The sequence below is a fragment of the Afipia broomeae ATCC 49717 genome, assembly GCF_000314675.2.
Taxonomy (GTDB): domain Bacteria; phylum Pseudomonadota; class Alphaproteobacteria; order Rhizobiales; family Xanthobacteraceae; genus Afipia; species Afipia broomeae.
The window spans coordinates 1,242,971-1,259,799 of record NZ_KB375282.1 but is presented as its reverse complement, the minus strand read 5'-3'; the positions used below and the strand labels follow the sequence as shown (position 1 = coordinate 1,259,799).

At 60.5% G+C, this 16,829-nt stretch carries 14 protein-coding genes; 3 read left to right on the top strand and 11 right to left on the bottom strand.

Features of this window, described 5'->3' with window-relative positions:
* Window positions 1-7: 7 nt before the first annotated feature.
* A complete protein-coding gene (locus HMPREF9695_RS05765) occupies window positions 8-1,630 on the bottom strand; it encodes an ABC-F family ATP-binding cassette domain-containing protein (protein WP_006019878.1) in 1,623 nt (540 codons plus the stop codon).
* Window positions 1,631-1,902: 272 nt separating this feature from the next.
* Here HMPREF9695_RS05765 and HMPREF9695_RS05760 point away from each other — a divergent pair, with 272 nt between their 5' ends.
* Window positions 1,903-2,850, top strand: a complete 948-nt coding sequence (locus HMPREF9695_RS05760) for an AAA family ATPase (protein ID WP_006019877.1) — start codon at window positions 1,903-1,905, stop codon at window positions 2,848-2,850.
* 4 nt (window positions 2,851-2,854) lie between these two features.
* Window positions 2,855-4,225, top strand: a complete 1,371-nt coding sequence (locus HMPREF9695_RS05755) for a vWA domain-containing protein (protein ID WP_006019876.1) — start codon at window positions 2,855-2,857, stop codon at window positions 4,223-4,225.
* Window positions 4,226-4,250: 25 nt separating this feature from the next.
* Here the strand turns inward: HMPREF9695_RS05755 and HMPREF9695_RS05750 are convergent, their stop codons facing one another.
* The 7 genes from HMPREF9695_RS05750 to HMPREF9695_RS05720 form a co-directional block, all read right to left on the bottom strand.
* Complete coding sequence (locus HMPREF9695_RS05750; protein WP_006019875.1) at window positions 4,251-6,053, bottom strand: AMP-dependent synthetase/ligase; 1,803 nt, start codon at window positions 6,051-6,053, stop codon at window positions 4,251-4,253.
* Window positions 6,054-6,070: 17 nt separating this feature from the next.
* Complete coding sequence (locus tag HMPREF9695_RS05745) at window positions 6,071-6,883, bottom strand: ABC transporter ATP-binding protein (RefSeq protein ID WP_006019874.1); 813 nt, start codon at window positions 6,881-6,883, stop codon at window positions 6,071-6,073.
* Between the two features lie 5 nt (window positions 6,884-6,888).
* Window positions 6,889-8,067 (bottom strand): ABC transporter substrate-binding protein, encoded by a 1,179-nt coding sequence (locus tag HMPREF9695_RS05740; RefSeq protein WP_006019873.1) that lies wholly within the window; start codon window positions 8,065-8,067, stop codon window positions 6,889-6,891.
* Window positions 8,068-8,086: 19 nt separating this feature from the next.
* Entirely contained in the window at window positions 8,087-9,127 is a 1,041-nt protein-coding gene (locus tag HMPREF9695_RS05735) for a branched-chain amino acid ABC transporter permease (RefSeq protein WP_006019872.1), read from the bottom strand.
* Window positions 9,127-10,005 (bottom strand): branched-chain amino acid ABC transporter permease, encoded by an 879-nt coding sequence (locus tag HMPREF9695_RS05730; protein ID WP_006019871.1) that lies wholly within the window; start codon window positions 10,003-10,005, stop codon window positions 9,127-9,129. Before HMPREF9695_RS05730 ends, HMPREF9695_RS05735 begins: the two co-directional genes overlap by 1 nt.
* Window positions 10,005-10,844 carry an ABC transporter ATP-binding protein gene (locus HMPREF9695_RS05725; RefSeq protein WP_006019870.1) on the bottom strand — a complete coding sequence of 280 codons (840 nt, stop codon included), beginning with the start codon at window positions 10,842-10,844 and terminating at the stop codon, window positions 10,005-10,007. The genes HMPREF9695_RS05730 and HMPREF9695_RS05725 overlap by 1 nt, the downstream gene beginning before the upstream one ends.
* 132 nt (window positions 10,845-10,976) lie before the next feature.
* On the bottom strand, window positions 10,977-11,753 hold the full coding sequence (locus tag HMPREF9695_RS05720) for a FadR/GntR family transcriptional regulator (RefSeq protein WP_006019869.1): 777 nt from the start codon (window positions 11,751-11,753) through the stop codon (window positions 10,977-10,979).
* 385 nt (window positions 11,754-12,138) lie between these two features.
* Between HMPREF9695_RS05720 and HMPREF9695_RS05715 the strand changes: the two genes are divergently transcribed.
* Complete coding sequence (locus HMPREF9695_RS05715; protein WP_006019868.1) at window positions 12,139-13,263, top strand: acyltransferase family protein; 1,125 nt, start codon at window positions 12,139-12,141, stop codon at window positions 13,261-13,263.
* Here HMPREF9695_RS05715 and HMPREF9695_RS05710 read toward each other — a convergent pair whose 3' ends face one another.
* The 3 genes from HMPREF9695_RS05710 to HMPREF9695_RS05700 form a co-directional block, all read right to left on the bottom strand.
* Entirely contained in the window at window positions 13,264-14,052 is a 789-nt protein-coding gene (locus tag HMPREF9695_RS05710) for an enoyl-CoA hydratase/isomerase family protein (protein WP_006019867.1), read from the bottom strand.
* A 59-nt stretch (window positions 14,053-14,111) separates the two neighbouring features.
* Window positions 14,112-15,485 (bottom strand): MFS transporter, encoded by a 1,374-nt coding sequence (locus tag HMPREF9695_RS05705; protein WP_006019866.1) that lies wholly within the window; start codon window positions 15,483-15,485, stop codon window positions 14,112-14,114.
* Between the two features lie 168 nt (window positions 15,486-15,653).
* A complete protein-coding gene (locus HMPREF9695_RS05700) occupies window positions 15,654-16,757 on the bottom strand; it encodes a substrate-binding periplasmic protein (protein WP_006019865.1) in 1,104 nt (367 codons plus the stop codon).
* Window positions 16,758-16,829: the final 72 nt, after the last annotated feature.

Genomic DNA, 16,829 nt, shown 5'->3' with positions numbered 1-16,829 from the left:
GTCCGGCCTAGCTCCGCAGGCCGGGCGCCTCGTGACCGGTGCGCGCCACATACTCCGTATAGCCGCCGCCGTACTGGTGGATGCCCTCAGGCGTCAGTTCAAGCACCCGATTGGACAACGCCGCAAGGAAATGCCGGTCATGCGACACGAACAGCATGGTGCCTTCATATTGCGATAGCGCTTCGATCAGCATTTCCTTGGTCGCCATGTCGAGATGGTTGGTCGGTTCGTCCAGCACGAGAAAGTTCGGCGGATCGAACAGCATCTTCGCCATCACCAGCCGCGCCTTCTCGCCGCCTGACAGAACGCGGCACCTTTTCTCAACGTCGTCGCCGGAGAATCCAAAGCATCCGGCCAGCGCACGCAGCGAACCCTGCCCGGCCTGAGGAAACGAATACTCCAGCTCCTCGAACACCGTGCGTTCGCCGTCGAGCAGATCCATGGCGTGCTGCGCGAAGTAACCCATCTTCACGCTGCCGCCCAGACTCACCATTCCATTGTCCGGCTCTGTGGAACCGGCCACCAGTTTCAGCAGCGTGGATTTACCCGCGCCATTGATGCCCATGACGCACCAGCGCTCCCTGCGCCGCACCGAGAAGTCCAGCCCTTCATAGATGCTGCGGCTGCCATAGCCCTTGTGCACGTTCTTCAAGCTTACGACGTCTTCGCCGGAGCGCGGCGCCGGCAGAAACTCGAAAGCCACGGTCTGGCGGCGCTTCGGCGGCTCGACACGTTCGATCTTGTCCAGCTTTTTCACGCGGCTCTGCACCTGAGCCGCATGCGAGGCGCGCGCCTTGAACCGCTCGATGAACTTGATCTCCTTGGCCAGCATCGCCTGCTGCCGCTCGAACTGCGCCTGCTGCTGCTTTTCGGCAAGTGCGCGCTGCTGCTCGTAGAATTCGTAGTTGCCCGAATATGAAGTCAGCGAGCCGCCGTCGATTTCCACCACTTTGGTCACAATGCGGTTCATGAATTCGCGATCGTGCGAGGTCATCAGCAGCATGCCCTCATACCCTTTGAGGAATTCCTCCAGCCAGATGAGGCTCTCAAGATCCAGATGGTTGCTCGGTTCGTCGAGCAGCATCGCATCGGGCCGCATCAGCAGAATACGGGCGAGTGCCACGCGCATTTTCCAGCCGCCCGAAAGCGCGCCGACGTCGCCATCCATCATCTCCTGACTGAAACTCAGGCCCGCGAGAACCTCGCGCGCACGACCTTCCAGCGCATAGCCGTCCAGTTCCTCGAAGCGGTGCTGCACCTCGCCATAGCGCTCGATAATGGCGTCCATCTCGTCCGCCTTATCGGGGTCCGCCATGGCGGCCTCGAGTTCTTTCAACTCCGCAGCCACGGAACTGACCGGCCCGGCCCCGTCCATCACCTCGGACACAGCGCTGCGGCCCGACATCTCACCGACGTCCTGACTGAAGTAGCCGATGGTCACACCGCGATCGACGGCCACCTGACCTTCATCAGGAAGCTCCTGGCCGGTGATCATCCGGAACAGTGTCGTCTTGCCTGACCCGTTCGGACCGACGAGGCCAACCTTTTCGCCTCTCTGAAGCGCTGCGGAGGCTTCGATGAAGAGAATCTGATGGCCGTTCTGCTTGCTGATATTGTCGAGACGGATCATGTGCACACGAGTCAGGGGAAAAAGTTGCGCCGTCTTAGGCCATGTGGCGCGGCCACGGAAGGGTGCGTATCACCACCAGACCACGCGAATACGACCCCGGAAATTTGCTGTTTCGCAAAAACAAAATAGATGATCCAGATCAATATCTTACAATGAATTTCTCAAGCAATATGGACGCCAGCCGCGCAGCATCGTAGCAATGCGCTGATACGCCCTCGCTGACCGGCGACGTCCGGTTTAGGGTGATCTGACAACAGCCGGAGATATCGATCGTGACGGAACATCTGCCGGCGGCTTCCATCGAAGCCGTCGAAACCAGCCTCGCCTCGGCCGGCTATATCGCCAGCCGCCAGATTGCGACCGCGGTCTTTCTCGCGCAGCGAATTGAAAAGCCCATCCTTGTCGAGGGCCCCGCCGGTGTCGGCAAAACCGAGCTTGCCAAGGCTCTCGCCGCCTCGCGCAACCTCTCGATGATCCGCTTGCAGTGTTATGAGGGCCTTGATGAGGCAAAGGCGCTCTACGAGTGGAAATACGCAAAGCAGCTTCTCTATACGCAGATCCTGAAAGACAAGGTCGGCGAAGTCCTCGGCGGGGCTGAAACGCTTCCCGCCGCCCTGAGCCGCTTGCACGATTTTGGCGACGTTTTCTTCTCCCGCGAATTCGTTGAACCACGCCCCCTGTTGCAGGCGCTGCAGCAGACCAACGGCTGCGTATTGCTGATCGACGAAATCGACAAGGCCGACGCGGAGTTCGAGGCTCTGCTTCTGGAGATCCTGTCTGATTTCCAGATCACCATTCCCGAACTCGGAACGATCTCGGCCATCGTGCCGCCGACCGTGATTCTGACCTCGAACGGCGAACGCGACCTCGGCGACGCCCTCAAGCGGCGCTGCCTTCATCTTCACATCGGATTTCCCGATCAGAAGCTGGAAGAGCGGATCATCGAAAGCCGCGTTCCGGGAATATCGCAATCCCTGCGCAAGCAGATTGTCGGCTTCATCAATGAGGTTCGCACACTCGATCTGAAGAAGCTGCCGTCGGTCAGCGAAACCATCGACTGGGCGCGCGTGCTCGTCCTCCTGGAGGCGCCGGAACTCGACAGCGAGACCGTCAAGGAAACGCTGAACGTTCTCCTGAAGTACGAAGCGGACATCGAAACCACGTTGCCGCAAGTCAGCGCTTTAGTGGCCAAGGCCGGCCGACAGAACGTATTCGGATAGTGCAATGAGGGAAAACCTTCATCGCTTCTTTCGTGCAGCGCGCGGCGCCGGTGTTCGTATCTCGCCGTCCGAAAGCATGGATGCGATGAGGGCTGTGGCTGACGTCGGTTTTTACGACCGGTCCGTTCTGCGCGACACCTTCCTCGTGACTCTCGCCAAGAGCCAGGAAGAAAAGCGGCTGCTCAGCGACTGCTTCGATGTGTTCTTCGATCATCCCGAACTGACCCAGCCCCTGGCCGATGGTGATCCGGACGCCTCGGACGAACAGCAAGAGGGCTCGGAGGCTGGACAGACTGAAGGCGCACCCGGCGCGCCCTCCTCCGGCCTCGGCCAACTGGCGCAGACGCTTCTTTCGCAGGACCGCGCGGAGATGGAAGCCGCCATTTCCAATGCGGCCAACGCCGCGTCGCTGTCAGACATCCGGTTTTTCACCCAGCGCGGCATCTTTTCCAGCCGGATCCTCGATCTGCTCGGGATTCAGCAACTGCGCGACGATCTCGAGCAACTGGCGCAAACCAATCCTTCCGAAGCCGAGCGGCTCGCTGCCGCGACCGAGGCCCTGCGCGAAAACGTTCGCGATCGCGTCTCACAGGCACTCCTTCTCTACGGGCGCGAAGAAACCGAAAATCTTCGCAACGAAATCCTGAAGAATGCGCCCCTCTCGCAACTCGACCGGCGACAGGTCGAGCAAATGCGCGCGCTCATCCGCGTCATGGCGCGGCGGCTCCGCGAGCGCTACAGCCGGCCCCGCAAGCGCCAGCGGCGTGGGCATCTCGACGTGCGCCGGACCATTCGGCGCAACGCCGCGTGGGGCGGCGTTCCGTTCCTGACCACGTGGAAACGCCGCCACCGCGACAGGCCGAAAATCGTTGCCATCTGTGACGTCAGCGGCTCCGTCGCCAAGGTGTCGGATTTTTTCCTGCTGCTGATTTACAGCCTGCATGAAGTTGTCTCCGATGTGCGCTCTTTCGCGTTCTCGGGTCATCTGGTGGATGTCAGCGACATTCTAGATTCGAAAACGCCCGAGGCCGCGATGGCCGACATCATGTCGCTGGTCGGCCTTGGATCGTCCGACTACGGGAAGTCGCTGGCGGATTTCGAGGCGAAATGGATGCGCCACGTGACGCCGCAGACGACGGTCATCGTGCTCGGAGATGCCCGGACCAACAATCTCAATCCGCGTGCGGACATTCTGCGCCGCATCTCGGAGCGGTCGAAGCGCGTTGTCTGGCTCAACCCCGAAGGGCGCATGATCTGGGGTATGGGTGATTCCGAGATGCCGAGATACGCAACCTATTGCAGCGTCGTGCGGCAGTGTTCGACGGCCCGGCAACTTGAACGCGCCATCTCCGACATCGTTGCGTCTTACCAGTAGTGCCGCCCCTGAATACGCATTCGACCTATCGATAAAGGCTTTCGATCTCGGTCTCGTACTTCTTGTGCACGTTGGCCCGGCGGACCTTCATCGTCGCCGTGACCTCGTCGTCATCGTGATCCAGCTCCTTGGTGAGCAGATAGAAGCGCCGGATCTGCGAGACCTGCGCGAGTTTCGCGTTCGCGCCGTCGATCTCGGACTGGATCAGTTCACGCAGACTCGCGTTCTCGGTCAGGTTCTTGAAATTCGTATAGGCGATGCCTTTCTCTTCGGCCCACTTGCCTGCGAGATCGTAATCGATCTGGATCAGGGCGGAGACGAACTTGCGGCCTTCGCCGATAACGATGCATTCCTTGATGAACGGACTCGACTTGACGGTATTCTCGATCTCTGACGGGCTGAGGTTCTTGCCGCCGGCCGTAATCATGATGTCCTTGAGACGGTCAACGATGCGGAAGTGACCGTCAGTGAGTTCTGCGACATCGCCGGTGTGCAGCCAGCCGTCGCGGATCGCGGCTTTGGTCGCCTCCTCGTTGCGGTAGTATCCCGCAAACACTGTGTCGCCACGGATGAGAAGCTCATTGGAGTCGCCGAGCTTCGCCTCCATGTGGGCGATGCCGGGTCCCACCGTTCCGACGCGGCGGTCGGAAAGCATCTGCCCGAGCGCGATGCCCGAGCTTTCCGTCAGGCCATAAACCTCGACGAGCGGCACGCCAAGGGTGCGGAAAAAATGCACGATCGATGGCGAAATCGGCGCTGCGCCCGTCATCGCGATGCGGGTTTTCCGCAGGCCAATGAAATTCTGCAAGGCGCGAAAGATCAGCCAGTAGCAAATCGCGAACGTGATGCGCTCAGAGAACGTCCGGCTGGCTACGTTCTTTTCGGCGAACGGTTCACATGCGGCATAGGCCTTGTCGAAAAGCGCGCGGCGAATGCGCCCCGCTTCAAGCAGCTTGATGTGAATCGACGAATGAAGCTTCTCCCAGATGCGCGGCACGCCGAGAAACATGCTCGGTGCAACCTCCCGGAGATCCTCCTGCACGGTCCGGATCGATTCTCCGAAATTGACCAGCGAGCCGAGATAGACCGGGACCATCACCGTCGTCATCTGCTCGGCGACATGGCACAGCGGCAGATAGGACAGAAGGCTTTCCGACGTATCGAGATTCAGCCGGTCCACCGAGGCGATCGCCTGTGCGCGAATGTTCTTGTAGCTGAGCATCGCGCCCTTGGGCTTGCCGGTGGAGCCGGAGGTGTAGATCACCAATCCGATCTGCGAGAGCTGCTGCCGGTCCACGATGCCGTCCGTCAGTCCGGCATGGCTCGCCTCGAACTCGACGCCGAGGGCTTCAAGCGCCTCGAACGACATGACCTGATCAGGCGGATAATCCCTGATGCCCTTGGTTTCGAGGACGATGATGCTCCGCAGCTTCGGCAACTCATCGCGCCGCTCCAGAACCTTGTCGACCTGCTCCTGATCCTCGCACACGATGATCTCGGACTCGGAATGGGCCAGCACATAGGCGACTTCGTTGGCCGGGCTGGTCGGATAAACGCCGACCGCGACTCCGTCGACAATGTTCGCGCCGAGTTGCGCCAGCACCCATTCGATCCGGTTTTCGGACAGAATGGCGACATGCCCGCCGGAGCTCAGCCCCAGCGCGCGAAAGCCAAGCCCGACATGGCAGGCGCGCGCGTAATAGTCCTTCCAGCTGCACGGATTCCAGATTCCGTATTCCTTCTGCCGGATCGCGACACGTTCAGGATGTTTGCGTGCATTCTCGCGCAACATCTGCGGCAGCGTGAACTCCGGAAATTTCTCGCTCATGCGATCCTCACACAGCCTCAGGACAGCCAGCGCTTGCGGCGCTTGTAGTGCTTGATCCCACGAAAACCTTTTGTCTCGGCATTTGCTGCGCCGACGCCCAGATAGAATTCACGGACGTCCTGATCGCGCACCAGTTGTTCTGTCGGCCCGTCAGTCACGATCTTCCCGGACTCCATGATGTATCCGTAGGTCGAGACTGCGAAGGCGACCGCCGCATTCTGCTCGACCAGCAGCATCGAGACGCCCTGCTCGCGGTTGATGCGCGCGATGATAGTGAAAATCTCTTCCACCAGTTTCGGCGACAGGCCGAGCGATGGCTCGTCCAGCAACATCAACTCGGGCTGCGCGATCAGCGCGCGCCCGATGGCCAGCATCTGCTGCTCGCCTCCCGACAGGTATCCGGCGCGTCCGGTGCGCCTCTCGAACAGACGTGGGAAGTAAGTGTATACGAGATCGAACGGCGTCTTACCCCCTGCCCGCCCCGACATGGCATAGGTCGCCGCGGTGAGATTTTCCTCGACCGTCAGGTCTTCGAAAATCCTGCGTCCTTCCATGACGTGAAAAAGACCGCTCCGCACCAGTTGATGCGGAGCGAAGCGTGAAATGGCGTCGCCCTTGAAAAGGATTTCGCCGGTCGTCACCTTGCCGTCTTCCAGTTCGAGAAGATTGGAGACGGCCTTGAGCGTGGTCGATTTGCCGGCGCCGTTGGAGCCGAGCAACGCGACCACCGCCCCCTTGTCGACTTTCAACGACAGGCCGCGGAGCACCTGGACCGTCTTGTTATAGACGACCTCGATGTTGTTGACTGAGAGAAGCGCTTCCGCGGTCATTGTCGTTACTTCGCGATCTTGATCCAGTCGGAGACCGGCTTCATGGTCTTGTTCGCGCCGTCATACTGATAGACGCGGCCGACAGGAACGGTATTGCCGGGAATCGAGATCGGCACGCCGATGATGCCGCCGGTGTCGAAGTCCTTGATCGAATTCAGCGAGGCTTTCATGTTGGCCGCGGTGAGCTCCTTCTTGGCCTCCAGCGTGCGCTTGGCGGCTTCCGTCATCAGCATGGCGGTCAGGAAACCCTGCATGTAGCCGGTCGACTGATACTCCGGACGGATCTGCCGGATTTTCTCCAGCATCGGCGACTTGCCTTCCGTGTCGTAATAGTAGCGATACGGCATCACGCCCATGAAGCCGTCGGCGACATCTGCCGACTTCGCCCAGATCGCATTGTCCATCGACCAGAACGTGCCCATGAACTTGGTCTTGAGACCGAGTTGCTTGGCCTGGGTCATGAATTCCGGCAGCGGGGCCAGAATGTAACCATGGAAGATCGTATAGTCGGGATCGGCCCGGCGCAGCTTGAGAACTTCGGTCGAGACGTCGACGCTGGTCGGCGGCGTGGCGATCTTCTCGACGATCTTGAGGCCAAGTTCCCCGGCCCGCTTCTCGGTCGGCGCAATCGGATCGCGGCCGAATTCGGTATCGGAATTGACCAGAGCGATCTTGGCGCCCGGCTTCGTCTTGGCGATGTACTCCAGCAGAATGCCGATCATTTCCGAATAATCAGGACCGGCGATGAACTGGTTGGGAAAGTTCTTCGGATCGTTCAGTTCGGTCGCGAAGGACGCACCCGCGAGCAGGATATCGCCGCGGCGATTCAGCTCCGCGTTGATGGTCTTCGAGAAGGCGGTGGAGTCTCCGTAATAGAGGTTCACCTTCTCCTGGCTGGTGATACGGTTGAACACCGCCACCGAGTTATCGACCTTGTAGCCGGTGTCTTCGGCCACGTACTTGACCTTGCGGCCATTGATGCCGCCCGCGTCATTCACGATCTTCACATAGTCCTGGAACGCGTTGTTCAGCGCGATGCCCGCGAAGGCGAACACGCCGGTCATCGGCATCGATCCGCCGATCACGATCTCGTCGGCGGCGCGTGCCGGAGCGTTGAGACCTAAAGCGAAACAGCCTGCGGCTGCGTAGGACAGCAGCTTCCGCCGCGTTGGAAAGAGTCTCATTGTTGTTTCTCCCTGCATATTACTTTTTGAACGGCCATAGATGGAAGAAGCGCCGCACGCGGCGCCAGATTTCGGCAAGGCCCTGCGGCTCGAACAGAAGGAACCCGATGATCAGCAAGCCGAAAACGATGGTCCGGATCGGTGACAATTGCGCCACCGCATTCGGAATGAAGGTCATGTAGGACACCGCGATCTTCAGGAATTCCGGAACCATGGTCATGAAGATCGCGCCCAGGATCGCGCCGAGAATGGTGCCCATCCCGCCGACGATCACGGCGGCAAGAAAGAACACCGAATAGATCAGCGGGAAGCTTTCGGGAGTGACCACGCGGAAGAAGTAAGCCCACATGCCACCGGCAACGCCCGCATAGAAGGACGACAGCGCGAAAGACAACAGCTTGTACTTCAGCAGCGGAATGCCCAGCACTTCCGCTGAGATATCGCGGTCGCGGATCGCGATGAAGGCGCGGCCGATGCGCGTGCGAAACAGATTGGCCGCCGCGAGGACTGACAGCGCCGTCAGCGGCATGAACAGCCAGTACAACTGGAACGGACGCGCGAGATCGTATCCGAACAGCCGCGCCGGCGGCATGCTGAGCCCTTGCGTTCCGCCGAGGATGGCTGGCCCGTTGGCGAACAGGAAATGCAGAATGAAGGACGCGGCGATGGTGGCGATCGCGAGGTAAAGCCCCTTCACCCGCAGACTCGGAATGCCTACAACCATGCCGACACCGGCTGACACGAATCCCGCCACGACAAGATTGATGATGAACGGCGTGCCGACACGTATTTCCAGAATGGCGACGGTATAGGCGCCAACCGACATGAAGGCCGCCTGCCCCAGACTGACAAGGCCGGTATAGCCGGTGAGAATGTTAAGCCCTGTCGTGCTGACGATATGGATCAGGACGAGACAGGCGAGATAGATCCAGTACTGATCGGCGAAGAACGGAAACAGCACCAACCCCGCGAACAGCACCAGCAGCATGAACCGCTGCACGCTGGTGTCGAACAGCGCTTCTGCCTGAGCGTAAGTTTGATGGATGGCGCCGATACGCATCAGAGTCGCTCGATTTCAACGGTGCCGAACAATCCGTAAGGACGGATCATCAAGGCGACCACGAGAATGATGAAAGTGACGAGCAGCTTGAATTCACCGCCCAAATAAGTGCCGACCAGCGCTTCGACAACGCCGATCGCCAGACCCGCGACGAGCGCGCCGGCAATCGAATCCAGACCCCCGACAATGACGGCGACCAGCACCGACAGACCGAACACACCCATGGTCGGCGAAATACCGCCGATCGATCCGATCAGAATGCCGGACCCTGCCGCCGCCATGCCCGCGACGATCCACGAGACCGAGAACACCGCCGGCACATTGATGCCGCAGGAAAATGCCGCGCCCTGATCGGTCGCAGTGGCGCGCAGCGCGACACCGCCGCGCCATGTGCGGAAGATCAGCAGGAAGGCCGCGATTAGAACCGTCGCCACCGCGAAACTCACGGCTATTTTCGGCGAGATGTATGCACTGCCGATAAAGATCGGCTTCGACGGCAGGAAGTTCGGCAGCGTCGCCGGGTCGCTTCCCCAGACGAATTCAACAAATCCGATCAGCACCGAACTAAGACCGACCGTCACCATGAACACGGAGATCGGACTCTCGCCAAGCATCGGCCGGATCAGAACACGCTCGATGACCCCGCCGAGAATGCCGCCGCCGATCACCGTCAATATGATCGCGAGCCAGACCGGAAGCGCGAGCGCAGCGGTCAGCCCGAAGAAGAAATACGCGCACAGCATCAGCATTTCGCCGACCGCGAGATTCAGGACCTTGGTGGCCTTGTAGATCAGAACGAAGGCGATGCCGGTCAGCGCCAGCAACGCGCCCGATCCGAGGCCCGACAGAACGATCTCGGTGAGAAAGAGCCAATCCATCACGCTGCCTTCTCGCCTGCAATGCGCCGCGACAGTTCGCCGACATCACCCGATCCCAGATAGGCCGAGATGACGTCGGGGTTGTTCTGGATCTCCGCGGGCTTCCCGGCTGCGATCACCTGTCCGAAATTCAGTACGACGACATGGTCCGAAATATCCATCACCAGGCCCATGTCGTGCTCGACCATCAGGATGGTGACACCCCACTCCTCCTTCACGTCGAGAATGAAGCGGGCCATATCCTCGGTCTCTTCGCGGTTCATGCCCGCCACCGGCTCGTCGAGCATCAGGATGCGTGGACGCATGGCGAGCGCGCGCGCCAGTTCGACACGCTTGCGCAGGCCGTAGGACAACGACGCCACCGGCTGATCGCGGATATGCTCCATCTCAAGAAAGTCGAGAACGCGCCGTTCGATCTCGGAGCGCAGTTCGAGTTCCTCGCGCCGCGCCCGGCCGAAATACCAGAGCGCGTCGAACACGTTCGTTTCCATATGGGCGTGGCGCCCGAGCTTGATGTTGTCGAGCACGGTCATGCCGCGAAACAGCGCGATGTTCTGGAACGTGCGCGCCAGGCCGAGCTTGGCCCGCGCCGGCGGATGCAGTTTGCTGATGTCCTCGCCGCCGAATGCGATGATGCCGGTGGATGGCCGATAGAAGCCGGAGATGCAATTGAACAGCGATGTCTTGCCCGCGCCGTTCGGGCCGATCACCGCCGTGATCGATCCGGGCGCGACTGAAAACGAAACATCCGTCAGCGCCTTCAGGCCGCCGAAAGCCAGCGACAGATTGCTGACGTTCAACTCGGCCGACGATGACGGATCACGATCCCGCATCGTCATGCTGCGCTCCGCGCGATCAGCCCATCGATATCCGGACGAACCGGATTCCCCAACCCTGTCACCACGATCTCCCCTTTGTATTGCCCGGCGCCTTCAGCGCTCCTTTGGCGAAGTGTTTTTAGGACACCGTCCTCATCGCTTCTGTTGCGCCAACAGCGCATGTTCCATGTACATCCGCTCCACAGGCCGATCGAGCGAGTTGCCGGCCCGTTCAAAGCCGCGGCGCCAGTCTTCGACATGCCGCCGCATCCAGACCATACCCTCTTGCTTGTCGCGTTTTCGGATCGCGTCGAGCAGATGATGATGTGCGGCAATCAGACGCGGCATGCCTTCGGCGACATTGCGCACGACCATCTCTGTAGTCGGAAAGAACAGCAGCCCAGCCGGCTCACGCGCGAGTTGCAGCACGCGGTTATGCGATGCCTTGGCGAGCAGAATGTGAAATTCGGCGTCCAGCTCGGCGAACGCAGCGGGATTGGCGATGGATTGCTCGGTCTTCTCGATGTTGAGAGCGATCTCGGCGATGTCCTCGTCCGTTGCGTGATCCACCGCATATTCGATGGCGGCAACCTCGAGGATCATGGCGGTCTCGAACAATTCCCGGAATGTGACCTCGTGCAGCACCAACGCACGGCTGAGTCGGCTTGCCAGCTTGTTGTAACGCGGCAGGCAAGCATACAGGCGGCGGCTTGAATCCCGCCGGATCAATCCGCTCTCCTCGAGAACCCGGATACCCTCACGAACCGTCGAGCGATTGACGCCGAACTGCTGAACCAGTTCGGACTCCGTTCCGATCGGGTCATCGGGCTTGATCCGGCCGTTGACGATCTCGCGCTCGATCGCGTCAGCCACCTTTTGATAGGCGGGCGCGACCTCGATGCGCTTGAAGTTCGGGGACGTCGACGACATGAAGGCTCGATGTTGATTGTCGGACAATTGGTAGGGGCGTGTCTTTGGCTCGTCAATGCTCTGTTAACAGCGATTTTTTTTGCTGCATTGCGAAAATTCGTCGGCCAGATTTCACCTTTGTTGTCTTGTCCGACAATGCAGACCAACCCGATGGCTTTTGATTGATCCCGTTGCAGTTCCTGGAGAATGTCGCCCTCCCGCATCCCGGCATTGAACAACCGCGGCCGAGCTGTTCCCCGCGGCGAAAACAAGAGCATGCGGATGCCGGAATTCGATTGGCATCGTTGCAACTGTGCAAATTGACAAAGAGGGTGCCGTAGACGAAATCCGAAGACGGAATTTCCGGTTATATTGCGCCGTCACCGATCAGCAGAGCGGATAACCTATGGTCAGCCAACGACTCCGAGCCCTGGACGGCTTGCGCGGCGTGGCCATCCTGCTGGTGATGGGCTTTCATTATTTTTATCATCTCGAGTCGTTCTACTATAAATCGACGCTGTACCCGTACGGCGAGACGTTCAGCAACGTCCTGATCTTCAAGTACGGCTACATGGGCGTCGAGCTGTTCTTCATCATCTCGGGCTTTGTCATCGCAATGACGCTGGAATCATCGCGATCGGTGATCGATTTCGCGATCCGCAGATTCGTGCGCATCTGGCCCGCGCTGATTGTTTCTGCGATTCTCACCTTCTTTCTTCTGAACTGGTCCGATGCGCCGTTCGCCCTCCACCGCCGCCAGTCCTGGCCGAATTTCCTGCCGTCGTTGACGCTGACGCCGCCGTCGCTGTGGTCCGGCTGGTTTCCGAAGGTGGATTACGTCACCGGGGTCTACTGGTCGCTGGTGGTCGAGATCCGGTTCTACATGATCGCTGCAATCCTGTTCTGGCTGTTCTCCCGGGAGAAACTCGCGCGCAACCTCGTCATCTTTACACTCGTCGTCTACATCGCCCGCGCCCTGCTGCGACGCGCGATGCCCGGATACAACGGGGTCTATGATGCGCTATTCATCCCTGATTACCTGCCGTGGTTCGCGGCCGGTGCGGTGTTCTACGAACTGTATAAGGAACGGCTCGCCAAAGGCGCAGCGCTTATCATGCTCGCCGTGATTTATGCTCTGATTGCGCGGGTCAGCACAAACTACGCGATGATCGGGCGAGATCCGGTCTTCGCCAGCGCCGCTGCGCTGGCATTCATGGTCCTGTTCTGGTTCCTTGCAACAAAGCCGGCATCGATGAGACTTTTTGAAGTTCGCCCGCTGGTCTGGATCGGCGAGTGCAGCTATTCGATCTATCTCTACCACTACGCGGTGGGGATGATCCTCATTTCACAGGTCTCGAAGACCATCGGTCTCGCGCCGCAGCTCTTGCTGGTGGCCGCGATTTCGTTGCTGGTGCTTGCTGTGGGCCGCGTGTCCTATGCGGTGGTTGAGAATCCGGCCCGGCGCTGGCTAACGAAGCTGCTGATCGGCCCGCCGCAGAAACCTGCGGCGGCTGCATCTCCGGCGGAGTAGTTATTTGCCCGTGAAGGTCGGCTGCCGCTTGGCGAGAAACGCGTTGACACCCTCGGCAAAATCCTTCGTACCGATGCACGCGCCAAACGCCTTTGCCTCGGCTTCCATTTGATCGTGCAAGGAATTGTCGAGCGAGCCACGTAGCAGCGCCTTGGCCTGTCCGTAAGCGAATGTCGGCCCATCCGCGAGATGGCGCGCCAGCTTTTCGGTTTCACTGGCGAGATCGGCCGCCGGCACAATGCGGTTGATGAGACCCAGCCGCAGCGCTTCGGGCGCATCGTAGACGTCCGACAGCAGCGCGATTTCCATCGCCTTGCGCAAGCCCACCAGCCGCGGCAGCGTCCATGAAGACGATCCGTCCGGGCTGGTGCCGAGTTTCGAATAGGCCAGGGTGAAAATCGCATTGTCGGCGGCAATCGCAAGATCGGTCGAGAGCGCGATGCTCATGCCTGCTCCAGCGACCGCGCCGTGGAGGCTGGCAATCACCGGCTGGGGCAGCCCCGCCAGAATTTCGAGTCCTTCATGCAGCGGTTCCATGATCGTCGGAACATGCCTGCGCACTTCGTCAGCCGGTCCCTGAAACGCAGAGATATCGCCGCCCGCCATGAAGGCGCGCCCCTCTCCTGCAATGATGACGACACGGTTTTCCTTATCGGCGGCGACGCTTTTGCAGGCGATCAGAAACGCATCCGCCGCATCCACGCTCAGCGCGTTCAGAACCTTGGGACGATTGAAAACAATGCGCGCAATAGGTCCATCGACCTTCAGAAGCACCGGCTGATCTGACACTCGCATCTCCCTTGACCATTGTTGCTTTGAACAATCGGTAAGCCGGAAAATCCAGAGCGTCAACGCACAGTGAGGCGCAGGAAACTCATGACACAGCCGAGCGCGCCGAAGCCAGCACCCAGCGCCAGCGCGACAGTCGCGCCTTGATGGCCGGCAAGGGCGAAACACAGCGCGGCCAGTGCCGCCCCCAGAGTCTGGCCGATCAGACGCGCGGTCGCGACGATGCCGCTCGCGCCGCCGCTGCGCCCGGCCGGTGCGCTGCCCATGATGGCTTTCATGTTCGGGGACTGGAAGAAGCCGAAACCGCAACCACAGATCGCCATGCGCCATACGATATCGGCGACGCTCGGCGATGCCGGCAGCATGGCGAGCAGCGCCATTCCGATCCCTAGGATAAGAAGCCCCAATCCGCCCAGCAGGCCGGCGGGATGGCGATCCGACAGACGTCCCGCGATCGGCGCCATGATGGCAACCACGATCGACCACGGCGTCATGAAGAATCCGGTTTCAACCTGGGTGCGGTGGAGAACATCCTCGAAGTAGAACGGCAGCGACACGAAGGCGAGTCCCTGCACCGCGAACGAACAGACCGCGGTTGCAACCGACAGGGAAAACATCGGCCTGCGAAACAGATCGATCGGGAGCATTGGAGCTGGATGATCCGCCTGCCTGCGCAGCAGCCACGCGCCGAAGATCACTGCCCCCGCGAGCTCGATGGCGACAACGCCGACCGGGGCCTTGTGCGCGGCGCTGCCGATTCCGAGAATAAAAAGACAGAGGCTGATCGATGTCAGCAGCGCGCCGGGAAAGTCAAAAGCATGAGCCGCGCGCGGCGTTTCCGGCAGGGTCTTGATGCCGATCAGCATCGCAGCCACGCCGAACGGAATGTTGATGGCAAACAGCCACGGCCACGATGCGACCGACAGGATGCCCGAGGCGAGCGCCGGGCCGAGCGTGAACGCGGTTGCGACCACCAGCGCATTGTTGCCAAAGCCGCGCCCGTGAAGCCGGGAGGGATACACGAACCGGACCAGAGCCGTGTTGACGCTCATCACACCGGCAGCCCCCAGTCCTTGCAGCGCGCGCGCGATCAGCAGCGTCGGCAATGACCACGCCAACGCGCAGGCCAGCGAGGCAATCGTGAACAGCAGAAGCCCGCCGAGATAGATGCGCTGATGGCCAACGATTTCGCCAAGCGCCGCCAGCGGCAGCAGCGTCGCGACCATGGCGATCTGGTAGACGTTGACGACCCAGATCACGTCGGCCGGCGTCGTGTGCAGGTCAGCCGCAATTGCGGGAAGCGCGATGTTGGCAATAGCGGTGTCGAGCGCCGACATCGCAAGTGCGGTGAAGATCGCCAGCACCGCCCAACGCCGGGTTTCCGGTGGAAGACCATCGGTCACGGGAGGAATCTTCGCCGAAATAGCGTCCATTCGCGAAGTGTCCTGAGGCGTTCGCGCGTTGCGTGAGGTGCTTATGTAGCTGGAATAGATGCCGCCCTGCACTGGCGGCATTGCATGCGGCATATGCGCGCGTGTGAATTGCCGGTGGACCGCGTGGCTTCCGTCGAACTGTTCTGAACGAACCGCCCGATCAGCCCCTCAAGGTGAACTGAGAGAGTCCTCTCCGAGGTAGCGGATTCGCGCCTCGCTCCACGACTCCTTCTGCAGGGTGTCGAGGATCGCAATCGACAGCGATTTTCGCAGCGGACTGTCGGGCGGCAACGCAAACGCGTAGTTCTGCGCTTCGATGGAAATGTCCAGCACCTTCAGCCGCGACGCGAAGCCCTGCCGAATGGCCCATGTCAGCAGCGGCTTGTCGTAAACGAACGCATCGATGCGGCCTGCGCGCAAGGCCTTCAATCCGTCGCTGAGCGTGTCGTAGGGCTGAAACTTCAGCTTGCGCCGCAGGAGATCGCCTTCGGACGATGTTCCCTTGACCGTGCCGACCCGCACCGATTCCAGATCGGAGGCGCCGTAGATCGTGCCCTGGATCTGCGAGGTGGTCAGCACTGACGTCACGCCTGCGGTGAAAACCGCAATGGTAATGACCGACACCACCAGCCAGATGGTCGCGACGCTCCGGCCCAGAATGGTCTGCGGCCCCTTCTCTGCCGACGATCGCTGCGTCATCGCCAGCGTCGACCACCACACACTGGAGCTGATCCCCTTGGTGATGCTGCCCCCGAAATATTCGTTCTGCCGCCGTTCCAATAGCCAGACAAGAATGCCGGCCACCAGCGTCAGTCCGATCAACGCCGCGACGGCTTGTACAAAATTGAAGGACGTCATCGCGCGGCGAAGCGTTGCCCAGTTCATCACGCTGACAACAGGAACGGCGATGCCTGTGCCCGTCGAATAATATGATTGCGTGAAATCGAGCACCTTTTCGCGCTCGACGGTGACGGTGATTGCGCCGACGGCGACGTCGAGATTCCCCGCGGCGGTTTGCTGGATCAGCTCGGGCACGTCCCGGATTTCAACGAAACGAAACGTCCGGTTCGTCGCCTTCGCGACCTGCCGCCAAAGCTCGATGCTGAGACCCGACCACGCGCCGTCGGACCCCTGCATCGCAAACGGGGGCGCGTTGTTGACGCCGACCACAAGTTCGCGCTTCGCAGGTGGCGCTGCCTTTTGCGTCTGCGCGTGGGCGAACGGCGGAATGGACAACCACACGAGCACCAGAAAGGCTATCCGCAAGATCATCGTCTCTTCCGCATGTTTGTGAGCTGGTTATCGGTGACGAAGCTGTGACAGAATTTGATGAGCACGGCGTTA